Annotated in this window: 11 protein-coding genes and 1 pseudogene; 7 read left to right on the top strand and 5 right to left on the bottom strand. The window is 61.8% G+C overall.

Features of this window, described 5'->3' with window-relative positions:
* Positions 1–660 precede the first annotated feature (660 nt).
* Complete coding sequence (locus CXQ97_RS18260; RefSeq protein ID WP_104182312.1) at positions 661–1,365, top strand: riboflavin kinase; 705 nt, start codon at positions 661–663, stop codon at positions 1,363–1,365.
* Between the two features lie 307 nt (positions 1,366–1,672).
* Here the strand turns inward: CXQ97_RS18260 and CXQ97_RS18255 are convergent, their stop codons facing one another.
* Both CXQ97_RS18255 and CXQ97_RS18250 read right to left on the bottom strand, forming a co-directional pair.
* The gene (locus tag CXQ97_RS18255) at positions 1,673–1,975 is read right to left on the bottom strand and encodes a type II toxin-antitoxin system RelE/ParE family toxin (protein WP_104182311.1); all 303 of its coding nucleotides are present in this window, start codon (positions 1,973–1,975) and stop codon (positions 1,673–1,675) included.
* Positions 1,972–2,247, bottom strand: coding sequence for a type II toxin-antitoxin system Phd/YefM family antitoxin (locus CXQ97_RS18250; protein ID WP_104182310.1), 276 nt, complete (start codon positions 2,245–2,247; stop codon positions 1,972–1,974). The genes CXQ97_RS18255 and CXQ97_RS18250 overlap by 4 nt, the downstream gene beginning before the upstream one ends.
* Positions 2,248–2,587: 340 nt before the next feature.
* On the opposite strand from CXQ97_RS18250, the gene CXQ97_RS18245 reads away from it, so the two are divergent.
* Together CXQ97_RS18245 and CXQ97_RS20465 are read left to right on the top strand one after the other, a co-directional pair.
* Positions 2,588–3,637, top strand: coding sequence for a PDDEXK nuclease domain-containing protein (locus CXQ97_RS18245; RefSeq protein WP_104182309.1), 1,050 nt, complete (start codon positions 2,588–2,590; stop codon positions 3,635–3,637).
* A gap of 455 nt (positions 3,638–4,092) precedes the next feature.
* Positions 4,093–4,308: pseudogene (locus CXQ97_RS20465) on the top strand (TraM recognition domain-containing protein); the annotation flags it as partial.
* Between the two features lie 20 nt (positions 4,309–4,328).
* Here CXQ97_RS20465 and CXQ97_RS20460 read toward each other — a convergent pair.
* Together CXQ97_RS20460 and CXQ97_RS18230 are read right to left on the bottom strand one after the other, a co-directional pair.
* A complete protein-coding gene (locus tag CXQ97_RS20460) occupies positions 4,329–5,735 on the bottom strand; it encodes a DHA2 family efflux MFS transporter permease subunit (RefSeq protein ID WP_258062767.1) in 1,407 nt (468 codons plus the stop codon).
* Between the two features lie 763 nt (positions 5,736–6,498).
* Positions 6,499–7,287 carry an NADPH-dependent F420 reductase gene (locus CXQ97_RS18230; protein WP_146069722.1) on the bottom strand — a complete coding sequence of 263 codons (789 nt, stop codon included), beginning with the start codon at positions 7,285–7,287 and terminating at the stop codon, positions 6,499–6,501.
* Between the two features lie 64 nt (positions 7,288–7,351).
* Here CXQ97_RS18230 and CXQ97_RS18225 point away from each other — a divergent pair, with 64 nt between their 5' ends.
* The 3 genes from CXQ97_RS18225 to CXQ97_RS18215 all read left to right on the top strand — a co-directional run bounded on the left by CXQ97_RS18225 (position 7,352) and on the right by CXQ97_RS18215 (position 9,757).
* Complete coding sequence (locus tag CXQ97_RS18225) at positions 7,352–7,741, top strand: MerR family transcriptional regulator (RefSeq protein WP_104182307.1); 390 nt, start codon at positions 7,352–7,354, stop codon at positions 7,739–7,741.
* Positions 7,742–7,836: 95 nt separating this feature from the next.
* The gene (locus tag CXQ97_RS18220; protein WP_104182306.1) at positions 7,837–8,364 is read left to right on the top strand and encodes a flavin reductase family protein; all 528 of its coding nucleotides are present in this window, start codon (positions 7,837–7,839) and stop codon (positions 8,362–8,364) included.
* Positions 8,365–8,449: 85 nt separating this feature from the next.
* Complete coding sequence (locus CXQ97_RS18215) at positions 8,450–9,757, top strand: NtaA/DmoA family FMN-dependent monooxygenase (protein ID WP_258062766.1); 1,308 nt, start codon at positions 8,450–8,452, stop codon at positions 9,755–9,757.
* A 75-nt stretch (positions 9,758–9,832) separates the two neighbouring features.
* Here CXQ97_RS18215 and CXQ97_RS18210 read toward each other — a convergent pair whose 3' ends face one another.
* On the bottom strand, positions 9,833–10,201 hold the full coding sequence (locus CXQ97_RS18210) for a helix-turn-helix transcriptional regulator (protein ID WP_104182304.1): 369 nt from the start codon (positions 10,199–10,201) through the stop codon (positions 9,833–9,835).
* Between the two features lie 137 nt (positions 10,202–10,338).
* On the opposite strand from CXQ97_RS18210, the gene CXQ97_RS18205 reads away from it, so the two are divergent.
* Complete coding sequence (locus tag CXQ97_RS18205) at positions 10,339–11,166, top strand: NADPH-dependent F420 reductase (RefSeq protein ID WP_306740254.1); 828 nt, start codon at positions 10,339–10,341, stop codon at positions 11,164–11,166.
* The last annotated feature ends 305 nt before the right edge of the window (positions 11,167–11,471 follow it).

Raw genomic sequence — 11,471 nt, 5'->3', positions numbered from 1 at the left:
CGCGCCCACCTCGTACCCGGCACGAAAAGCCCGGATCGCGATCTCTCCACGATTGGCCACCAGAATCTTCGAGAACATCGCACTCCTGTAAATATCTTCATTGATACGTAGGTCGACACCAGAGGCCTAAGGCCGTCGGGTTTCAGGCTAGTAATCTGCGGGGCTCCGACTCACGTCTTACCTGTTCGTTGCCCGCGCGACACCGAATTTGGTGTCGCGCTTCAGTTCGGAGCAGCTTCGAAAGGTCAAGCACCGCTGGACTGCTTGTGCCACGTTCAAAAGTCCGGAGGACGACGGTGATGCGCGGACGACTAGGTGAGGCGCTTTCTTCGCCGCACAAACGTGGCTGAGAGCAAGCCACCAGACTCTGGACACGTTGAGGGCGACTGGCGCCTGGCGGGACACTGTCACCAGATCCCATCTGAAACGCACCGAACTCAGCCTCAAACTCAGTAACTTCGCCGTGAGCCTATGCGTATTGCCCAGCACCTGGCAGAGGAAACCGGCATCATGATCGAAGATGGCGCGGTATACCTGCCTTATGTCGTCTTTCTCTGTGCTGTCCTCCTGCTAGGTGCTTCACGCTGGAAAGTGGTAGCGGTCATCTAATCGATTAGCGAGCCCATGACAGTCGCGCCAAACCACAACGGAGGTGGAAGCATGCAGACTCCCCGGAAAAACAGTTCATTAGTGGCGCCGTCCCAACTTCATGTCGTTGACGGTGTCGTCACGCATGGAGATCGGCGTGGGCGGCTGCTCGGCTTTCCTACAGCCAACGTCGCAGCAGAACTGGTCGGGCTGGACGATGGTGTCTGGGCCGGAACGGTTCAAGTGGAACCGGACAGCAACGGGCCGTGCTATGTGGCAGCAATTTCTCTCGGTCGACGGCCTACCTACTATGCCAAAGATGGAATCCGTCTCATCGAGGCCTTCCTTCTCGACTTCAATGAACAGATTTACGACAAGCACGTCAGAATCGAGTTCAGCAAGCGCCTCCGCGGCCAGCAAGAATTCTCGGATTCATCACAGCTCGTCCGCCAGCTTCATGAGGACGTATCCAATGTAAGAACGTGGGGTCTTCAGCAAGGATTGCTTCCCACGGACGCAACGCGTGCGATCAAACAACGTCGTGGTTGGGGACCTACCGAGCGCAAGCGCCTTCGGAACCGCGAAGAAGACTTCGCGCTGCGCGACGAGCAGCGGAGCCAGCTCGTCTCCCAGGCGGTTCTCGCATGCCCTCCCGGCGCCCTCAACTATCAGTGGGTAGCTAGCTGGACCGGACTCCCACTGGGGTACTTGGAGCACCGGTATCCCAGTCTCGACGCTCTGAGGTCCGCAGCACCGGGCCGGCCACACCGCTCCTAAACATCGCGGCTCCTATATGCCAACGGAGCGCGTAGCTGACGCCCTGATAGGAGTCATGGTCTTCCGGGTGCTCGCCCGATCCGAAATGGAGTCCATCCTAGCCTCGGACATGGTGCGCATGGTGTTAGCTCCCTATGACAACTCATCCACACGGACTTGACACTCAATGCCGGGATGAAGCTACCCCCGAGCACATGAACCACTCTGTTCACTACACCCGAACAAAGCGCCGATACGACCATTCGTCGATTTGTCGATACCAAGGCGCTGCCTGTGCTTATGTAGGAACCGAACCTCCAGCTCGAGGTCAGCGGGGCTTGTAGACGCTAGACCGGTGCTTGATGCGGTGGACGTGCAGAATGTGCTCTTCGACATCGAGAATGAACAGCACCCGGTAGTCGCCCCGGCGCGCGGTGCGCAAGCCCAGGAGTTCATTCGTCAGGGGCTTGCTGAGCCGGCGAGGATTATCGGCCAGGGCCCCGGTGACGAATTCGACGATCGCGGCGGCAGCCTTCTCGGGTAGCTGACGAAAGCCCTTCAGCGCGGGACTCGTAACCTCGACCTTCCACGAACCCTGGTCGTCCGCCTGACCGTTCGGGGCTTCACTCACCTCGGCGGCAGACCAAACTCGCGTCGCAGGTCATCGCCACTAACGGTTGTGCCTTCCGCAATCTCCCGCCTGGCCTGCACCAGATCCTCCCTGATGCCCGGCTGCGACAACCAATGGATAGTCTCCTGAAGCGACTCCAGATCATCAGCGGACATCAGAACCGCCGACGGATGCCCATGCCGGGTGATCTGGATGATCTCATGCGTCCTCTCCGCCTCATCCACCAGGGACGACAGCTTGTCTTTCGCTTCACTCAACGGCACAGTTCTCATACCCAAATTATAGCCCCACTTCTAGCTATCATATGGCCCGATATTTAGCCAATAACGATGATTCTGTAAGCCCAGTGGCTGGCAGCGTCGCTAGGATCTGCCGGCGGAGCCTCCTAGTTGGCTGTGGGACGCCCGCCCGTCTCCGAGAACAAGCTCCCAGCGGTTGAGCACAGATACATAGAAGTGCAGACCTACTGCACCGTTGTCGCCTAATTGCGTCACGGGCTGTGGTGCCTTCAGACGATCACCCTGCTTTCCGGTCGCGTAGTCGAGCAGCACTGCCACCGCTGGCTCTGGCTAACAGGGAATGAACAGTGGCGCGTCCAACTAGGGTGGTTTTATGCCCCAGCTCGAGCCGGATCTTCCGGGAGACTACGCCGCCACCCTCACGGCCCTGACGGTGCTGGTGCAGGAAGCTCAGCACCGCGCGCAGCGCGTCGTGAATACGGCGATGATCGAGCTGTACTGGAACATCGGGCGGTCCATTCTGGACAGGCAGGCAGACGAACCGTGGGGGAGTAGGGTCCTTGATCGCCTGGCAAAGGACTTGAAGTCAGAGTTCCCCCACATGAAAGGTTTCTCCCGGACGAATCTGTACAATATGCGTGCGTTCGCCGCTGCGTGGGACGGCACCGAACCAATTGTCCAGACACCGTCTGGACAATTGAGCTGGAGCCACAACCTCACCCTCCTGAACAAGATCGACGACCACGACCTCCGCACCTGGTACGCGGCGCGTGCCGCTAAGCACGGCTGGTCAGTGGCCGTCCTTGAACACCAGATCCTCACCAACCTCCACGCCCGGGCCGGCGCGGCACCGAACAACTTGGAAGCACGACTGCCCGGCGTCGGCACAGATCTGGCGCGGGAAGTCGCAAAGGATCCCCTGGTACTCGACTTCCTTGGCCTGACCGAGGAAGCCCAGGAACACGCCATCGAGGAGGCTATGACTCTCCGGATGGCCCAGACACTGGCAGAGTTCGGGCCAGGCTTCGCCTTCGTCGGCCGTCAGCACCACCTGAACATCGACGGGGACGACTTCTACATCGATTTGCTGCTCTACCACGTCCCCTCCGACCGCTACGTGGTCGTGGAACTCAAAGCAGGCAAGTTCAAGCCCGAGAATCTGGGACAACTCAACTTCTACGTTGCAGCCGTCAACGACCTCCTGCGCCTGCCACGTCAGGCGCCCACCGTGGGGATCCTCGTGTGCGGATCGAAGACCGAGCGGGTCGTACGCTACGCCCTCGAGGGATCCACCCAACCCCTGGCTGTTACGTCCTACACCTACGACGCGCTTCCCGCTGATGAACAAGCCACTTTGCCGTCACCGGCCGCCATCACCGCTGCACTCGAGCATGAGAAACACTCAAACGCCGCTGACAGCTGAGACCTTCGACCCTGCGGGCCAACCCCACCATGATGCAAGAGTGATGCATCGAGAGATTGTCCTAGGGCCTGTGAATGCTCCCCCTTAAGACGCCATCGCATCGCCGATAACCTTGCGTTATGACGGCGACATACTGAATTCCTAAGCGGATTCCACGGGGTAGCACCATGGCGCTGCCTGACAAGCAGCGCGAGGGTGTCTACGGCACCGCACGGCAGATGGCCACGTGCCTGAGGAACGAGAAGATCGCCGCATGAGTGAACCCTAGCGGCCCGAACGATCCGCGGCCGCAGTTCATCCCCGAGGACTTCATCGCGGGCAAGAACACCCTGTACGCGCTCTCCAAGGAAGGCGCCGGCACCGCGGGACCGCTGGTGACGTCCCTGACCGTGGCTACGGCTACCGCAGCCGAGGAGTATGCGGCTACGCAGGCGGGTGGTCGACTGGCGGTCCCGATGGTCTGTGTCCTGGATGAGGCTGCGAACGTGTGCCGGTGGGAGAACCTTCCCGACCTCTACAGCCACTACGGTCCTCGAGGAATCGTGGTTTCTACATTCCTACAATCCTGGCCTCAGAGCATCGACGTGTGGGGCGAGTCCGGGATGAAGAAGCTGTTCTCCACGGCCAACGTCTTCACCTACGGCGGCAACGTGAAGGAAGAGGGCTTCCTGAAGATGCTGACCCGCTGGTCCTATGTGTGCGCAGTGCCGGTCGTCGTGGTCTTTGGATCCCGGGCCTTCTTCACGAACAGTGTCCCGAGGATTGCTCCGAGGGCGAGGATTGCGGCGACTGTGAAAGCTACCTGGCCGGCATCGATGCTCTGAGCGGCACTGAGAGCGCCGGGTTCGGTGGCATTGGCTCCGATGGTGAAGGCGGAGATAAGGATCGCACCTCCCGCGGCGCCGGCCAGCTGCTGGACGGTGGAGAACGCCGCGGTGCCGTGGGCGTACAGGTCCGCCGGCAGAGCGCCGAGGGCTGAGGTGGTCATGGGAGCCCACATCATTGCCTGCGTCCCGGTGATGACCAGGTACGTGCCCAGGGCCAGCCAAACGCTGGTGTTCTCGTCGATCGTGGTCAGGAACCAGATCGATGCCGCCCACAGGATGGAGCCGGGGATTGCCAGGGGCTTGGGCCCGACCTTGTCGTAGATGCGTCCGCCGAGTGCGGAGACGATCGCGATCATCGCCCCGCCGGGGAAGAGGAACAGGCCCATCTGCAGGGTGTCCAGTCCGAGAACAGCAGTCAGGATCAGCGGCAGGACCAGGACGACACCGAAGGCGTTCATCGCGACGAAGGTCATGACGATCGTGGGCAGGACGTAGGCCCGCGTGGAGAAGATCCGCATGTCCAGGAACGGGTCTCCGTGCTTCTGCAGTCGAATCTGACGGTGGACGAACGCCGCGACACCGACCAGGCCGACGAGGATCGGGATGTAGGGGTCGACGGGTGCGTGGCCGGAGACCGACTCGCCGATGGAGGCCAACCCGAAGACAAGTCCGCCGAACCCGACGACGGACAGCAGCAGGGAGAGCACGTCCAGGGTGACCCGCTCGGGTGTGGTGACGTTTCGCAGTTTCACGGCAGCGAGGATCAGTGTCGCGACGATGATCGGCAGCATGAGGATGAACAGCCACCGCCAGGAGAGCTGGGACAGGACTACTCCCGAGACTGCAGGTCCGACCGCGGGGGCGATGGCGGGAACCGCCGTGACGAGGGCCATCATCCTGCCCCGCCGCGAGTCCGGCACCAGGCGCATGGTCGTAGTGATCAGCAGGGGCACGAACACCGCCGTACCGATGGCCTGGATGATCCGGCCGGCGAAGAGCACGCCGAAGCCAGGAGCGATGACAGCGATAACGGTACCGATCAGGAAGATCGTCATGGAACCCAGAAAGATCCCGCGCGTGGTGAACCGGCGCATCACGAAGCCGGTGGCCGGGATCAGGACCGCCAGGGTCAGTAGGTACCCCGTCGTGAGCCACTGGCCGGTCGTGGGAGTGATGTTCAGGTCCGTGATCAGCGTCGGCAGGGCGACGCCGAGCATCATCTCGTTCAGGAGGACCACGAAGGTCGAGACCATCAGTAGACCGATAATCATCGCGCTACCTGGTGCCAAACGGTCGTGCGAAGGAACGGCCTGAGTAAGGCTCGTACTCGCTTGAGACTCGATTTCTAGAGTGGATTCAGGGGGATGAGGGGCTGACATGGAAGGCTCCTGGTCGTGACATCGTTTTGGAAAGATCTGGGTTGCGCCGATTGGTCGGGTTGCTCTGCCGCTTCGCGTGGCTAGCGGCAGCTGGTGGCCCACTCCCTGTTGATCGGGCAGGTCTGAGTTCGGTTGTGTGTGCGTTGGTGTGCGTCTCTGCTGCTCGGGCAGGACCAGCGGATCTGCGATCCCTTGTCCGGCGGTCGACATCTGTCTGGCCGTTGAACGAGTAAGAGTGAGAACTGCACTGGTACATCGTGCAACCTTCTCACTAGTGGGAAGGTCAAATCGGAGACCTAGTGTGACGCGGGCTGTTGTGGTTTCGGGATACGCGAAAGCCGCGTCCTAGCGGTCTTGCCTCACTGCCGAGAACCCAATGAGACGTCCTCCTGTGAGACATGCCGTGGGATCAGACGTGCTGCAGAAGGAGGTGTGCATCGCTGTCGAAACTTGCGGCACCCTCGAACGGAGTGACTCACTGCGCAGGCAACGCATGCACCGATCGGCGCCGTGGCCTAATGGCCCGGCGCCGACCGGTATATGAAGGACCTGTGCATACGGCAGATGCGATTTAGCCGCGTCGCAACTCGCAGGTCTTACGCGTTCGGGTTCTATCGGGGCATCTAGGTCATTCCGCGGTGTTGTCTCCGCTTGTTTATGCCCACTCGCCGCCAGCCTTGCCTCGCTGCGCTGCTGCGATGAGGGTCTCGACCTGGGTGCTGCTCACGGAGTTGCCGGGAGTGGTCGCGAAGAAGTCCGCCCACTGTGCTGCGTCCAGGCTTTCTGGGATGGCGCCGAGGTAGGGCATGACGTACACAGGCGTGTTGGGTTCGCTGCGCCAGCTGTCGGCGAGACTTCCGGTGTCGACGGTGTCGTAGCCGAGGGAGTCGATGAGCTGGGAAGCTACAGCTTTGGCCTCTTCGTTGTCTCCGGCGATGGGAAGGGCGCTGCGATCACTGGCACCCGTGGGTCGGGCGAGGGTGAAGATCTGTGCGGCGCCGATGCTGTTGAACGCCTTGACGACATGGCTCTCTGCCAGGACGCTCTGAACAAGCTCGCTGGCAGTCTGGGAATTATCGTCGAGGCTGGCGAGCTGACCGTCGCGCCCGGGGTAGTAGTTGGTCGTGTCGAGGACGACCTTGCCCTTCAGCGCCTCTACAGGAAGCGCATCGATGCTGCCGAGGGGGATGGTCACGACGACGACATCACCTGCCCGTGCTGCTTCCTCCGACCGGCCGGCGCGCGCATGCTTGCCGAGCTCCGACACCAAAGCTTCCAGGGTTTCTGGGCCACGTGAGTTGCTCACTATGACGTCGATGCCCGCAGCGACGGCCAGCCGGGCAATCGAGGTTCCGACAGCGCCGCTTCCGATGAGTCCAAGAGTGGTCATGATGTTCTCCGTTTCGTAGTGATCCCGCCGCCTGAGGTGATTCCGGCGGCGCATCTAGGTATATTCTCGACGTTGCCAGTAGTGTGAAGGTCAAGTCGAAACGAAAAAGGAGACGAACATGCGGATCGGAGAGCTGGCGAAGAAGACCGGGGTACCTGCTCGGATGCTGCGGTACTACGAGGAACAGGGCCTGATGAGCCCTCGACGCCTGGACAACGGATACCGGGTATATGACGACTACCTAGTGGACAGGGTGCGAAAGATCCGAGGTTTGGTCGACTCTGGAATCCCAACGCGTATCGTCGCCGATATCCTGCCGTGCCTGGACAAGCCGCAGACGATTGTCGTGAACGATCCGGATCCTGAGCTTCGCGAGCTGCTCGCACATGAGCGGGACCGCATGAGCGTGAAGATCGATTTCCTCATCCAGAATCGGGACGCGATCACCCGCTACATCGATGCTCTGGATCAGGCAACAGCTGCCCGTCAGGAATACCGCGCGAGCTAGGCCCGGAGAAAAAAAGAACCCGGAACGGACCCGGAAGAGGGCCGGTGACCCCCGATTTGACATTCACACTAGTGTCAAGGTTGCACTATGGATACATGAACGAATCACGCGGGCATGCAGCACCGCCACTACCATCGACAGAGCGGTTGGAACCGAACCCTCAGGCCCTACGACACGCCCTCTCGGCCTTCGCAACGGGTATCGCCTTCGTCGCCACAGAGGCGGAAGGTCGGACTGTAGGAATGCTCGCGAATTCCTTCACATCTGTCTCACTGGATCCACCCCTGGTCTCGATCAGCTTCGCGCGGACCTCGACAACATGGCCCATCCTGCAGCGTGCAACCCATTGGGGCATCAGTGTCCTGGGACATCAGGACAAGCACCTCGTACCACTACTGTCCCGTCCGACCGGGCTCCGTCTCGATGACGTCGAGCACAAGGTCACGAACGACGGCAGCGTCCTTCTCCCCGGCGCCATCGCCTCGTTCACCGTGACCCGAGAAGCCGAGATCGACGCAGGCGACCACGTCCTGACACTCCTTCGTGTCCTTGACCTCCACCGGGATCCGCGGCAGAACCCCCTGGTCTTCTATGGCAGCGCGCTTCATGGGTTGGCTGCGTAGTTCGCGCGTCCTCCCTCAGTTCCTTCCCCACCTCCTCCCACACCTTCCCCTTCCTTCTGAAAGGACGCTCATGAGCAAGCGCTCCATGATTCTCGGCATGCAACTCAACAACGGCTATGGCTCCCAGGTTTCCTCCTGGCGGATGCCGGGCGTCAATCCGTCCAACTACACGGATTACGATGCGCTCGTCCGGTACGCGCAGGCAGCCGAACGCGGAAAGGTCGCCTTCCTGTTCCTGCCCGACACTCCCGCACTGACCAGCGACGTCAATTACGATGCACCGCAGATGACACTGGACCCCATGATGGCGCTGGCCGCCATCGCGCGGGGGACCGAACGGATCGGCCTGGTTGCGACCGGGTCCACGACCTTCAACGAGCCCTACAACATCGCCCGGCAGTTCAAGGCGCTGGACGTGATGAGTCACGGGCGTGCCGGCTGGAACGCTGTCACCACCAGCGACCCGTCGGCCGCAGCGAACTACGGTCAGGAAATCGCCCCGCGCCCGGAGCGTTACCAGCGCGCCCATGAGACGATCCAGATCTCCCAGGCACTATGGGGGAGTTGGGAGGAGGATGCCTGGACCAGGGACAAGGAGACCGGGCGTTTCGCTGATGCCTCGAAGATCAGCCCCGTCAATATTCGCGGAGAACTCGTGTCCTCGCGCGGCCCGCTGCCCATCCCTCCATCGGAGCAGGGTCAACCTGTCATCTTCTCCGCAGGCGGCGGCGAATACGGTTTGGGCTTGGCGGGACGGTATGCCAGCGGTGTCATCGGGGCGGCCTTCACCATCGAGGATGCGCGTGCCCAGCGCGAAGCTGCCCGTGAGGCGGCCCGCCAGTCGGGACGCAACCCCGACGAGGTCAAGTACTTCGCAGGCCTCATGCCAGCCATCGGCGCCACCAAACGAGCAGCCCTCGATCGGCGTCTGATGATCGGTGAACGCACTTTCCCTCAACGGGTGCCCTACCTCGGCTCCATGCTCGGGTTGAGCCTGGATCTCAGCCAGCTGGATCAGCCCCTCACCGAGGGACAGCTCGCGCGAGCACAGGCCAGCCCCTTCGACCCGCGATCCCGGCGGGCCCTCGAGGTCGCTCGTGAGGGCTGGACGATTCGCAACATCCTCGCTCACGGCGTGATCGACTACCACCCCACCCCTGTCGGCGAGGCGAGCGTTACCGCGGACCACATGCAGGAATGGTTCGAAGCAGGAGCCGTGGACGGGTTCTGGGTGTCGGTGGATATCTACGAGGACGGCATCGATACCTTCGTCGATGAGGTCGTACCGATCCTCCAGGAACGCGGCCTCATGCCCACCGACTACGAAGGTACGACCCTGAGGGATTACCTCGGAGCACCCCACCAGTACGGGCTCGACAGTCGCCTCAAGTAGACACGGCGGGGCAACGGCACTCCCTGGTATCAGGCACCGTTGGGTCACATGCCTGACACCAAGGGGCCAAGCCCCTTATGCGGACGGCCCCGTCAGCCCCTGGTCAGGGACGCCCTTCCGGAGGGCGGCCTCGTGTGCCGCGAGCACTAGGTCCAAAAGACCCGGGAAACGGCGGTCAAGCTCCTCGCGTCGCAGCCAGTTGCGATGACGGGTTCCGTCCACTTCCTGCTTGATGATTCCGGACTCGCGCAGGACCCTCCAGTGCCTCGTCAGGGCGGATTTCGACACCCCGAAATTGGAGTTACTGCACGCCGTTCCAGGGTCCTGGGCGATGTGATGGACGATCGCCCGGCGAACAGGATCCGTCAGAGCAGACATCGCCCTGAAGAGATCGAGCTCGTCCTCGGCGGGAGCGGCGAGGGGATTTGCCAAACGGCTGGCCATGATCCTTCTCCTTCACAACGAGCGATCCGCGTATGTACACATTAACGCGTACATGGGCTAGGGTGGATGTACGCGATCTCGTGTACATCATGTCACGGGTGAGCTCCTGACGGTGCCGGACCGGGCTACTGCGTGTGATGCCCGCATCCCTCGTCCTTGGCCACATGGCCTGTCAGCCCCTTACACCCGCTGGCACCTGTCGAGCGGAAGTTCAAACAAAGGAGCCATTCATGAAGATCACCGTTATCGGCGCAGGAGCCATTGGTGGCAATCTCGCACGCCGCCTCAGCGAAGCCGGGCACGACGTCATGGTTGCCGACGCCCGGGGGCCCGAGGCCGTTGCTGAGGAAGTGCTTACCGCTGGTGCTCGCGCTGTCGAAATGGACGCCGCCGTGGCGGACCGACAGGTCATTGTGCTGTCGATTCCCTTCTCCGTCCAGCCGGACCTCGCCGACCTCTTGGCCGAGGCACGTGGGGACAGCATCATCGTCGACACGTCCAACTACTACCCGGCGATGATGGGTCCGGTCGAAGCTGTCGATAACGGGCAGGTCGAAAGCGAGTGGAGCCAGGAAAAGCTTCGCCGTCCCATCGTTAAGGCGTGGAACGCAGCCCTTGCAGCCACCCAGCAGACGCGGGGCCTCCCCCAGGGCGCGCCTGGCCGTATCGCCATTCCCGTAGCAGCGGATTCCGCTGAGGCACGTGCAACGGTCATGCAACTCGTCGATGACACCGGTTTTGATCCCTTCGATGCGGGAGTGATTGCCGATTCATGGCGCCAGCAGCCGGGCACCCCGGCTTACTGCACCGAACTCGGTCTCGAGGATCTCGCACAGGCTCTTACCGCGGCTGATAAGGACAAGGCGCCAGCAACGCGCGACCGAATCATGGAGCACTTCGGCACTCTGACCATGGCACCGTCCCTTGACGAGACAGTGGCCATCAACCGCTCGGCGCATGTGTAGCGGTTGCCGGTAGTCCCTAGTGGGTGGTCGTGGGCGGGTGTGGGAGTGGTTTGGGGTTGGTCGTGGGCGTGATTGGCCCGGCCTGTAACCAGCCATCCGCCACCTGCCAACCGTCATCCGCGGCCAGGGGCTGTCCGGGCTCGCATCGTTTATTGAAGCCAACCGACACAGTTGTCGGCTGAAAAAGAGGAAATAACCCGCACCCCACCAAGCAGGGTGCTCATCACTGAAGGAGAACGTCATGGGTCGTCTGAATAACAAGGTCGCGATCATCACCGGCGCCGCCGGCGGTCAGGGCAAGGTCG

It is taken from the genome of Arthrobacter sp. B0490 (assembly GCF_002929355.1).
GTDB lineage: Bacteria > Actinomycetota > Actinomycetes > Actinomycetales > Micrococcaceae > Arthrobacter_D.
The sequence above is the reverse complement of the archived record's forward strand: the minus strand, read 5'-3'. Positions and strand labels throughout refer to the sequence as shown.

Coding starts and splice junctions, on each gene's coding strand:
- CXQ97_RS18260 (WP_104182312.1), top strand. CDS start 661: ATGCAGACTCCCCGGAAAAACAGTTCATTAGTGGCGCCGTCCCAACTT.
- CXQ97_RS18250 (WP_104182310.1), bottom strand. CDS start 2,247: ATGAGAACTGTGCCGTTGAGTGAAGCGAAAGACAAGCTGTCGTCCCTG.
- CXQ97_RS18245 (WP_104182309.1), top strand. CDS start 2,588: ATGCCCCAGCTCGAGCCGGATCTTCCGGGAGACTACGCCGCCACCCTC.
- CXQ97_RS20460 (WP_258062767.1), bottom strand. CDS start 5,735: ATGATTATCGGTCTACTGATGGTCTCGACCTTCGTGGTCCTCCTGAAC.
- CXQ97_RS18230 (WP_146069722.1), bottom strand. CDS start 7,287: ATGCGCCGCCGGAATCACCTCAGGCGGCGGGATCACTACGAAACGGAG.
- CXQ97_RS18225 (WP_104182307.1), top strand. CDS start 7,352: ATGCGGATCGGAGAGCTGGCGAAGAAGACCGGGGTACCTGCTCGGATG.
- CXQ97_RS18220 (WP_104182306.1), top strand. CDS start 7,837: ATGAACGAATCACGCGGGCATGCAGCACCGCCACTACCATCGACAGAG.
- CXQ97_RS18215 (WP_258062766.1), top strand. CDS start 8,450: ATGATTCTCGGCATGCAACTCAACAACGGCTATGGCTCCCAGGTTTCC.
- CXQ97_RS18210 (WP_104182304.1), bottom strand. CDS start 10,201: ATGGCCAGCCGTTTGGCAAATCCCCTCGCCGCTCCCGCCGAGGACGAG.
- CXQ97_RS18205 (WP_306740254.1), top strand. CDS start 10,339: ATGCCCGCATCCCTCGTCCTTGGCCACATGGCCTGTCAGCCCCTTACA.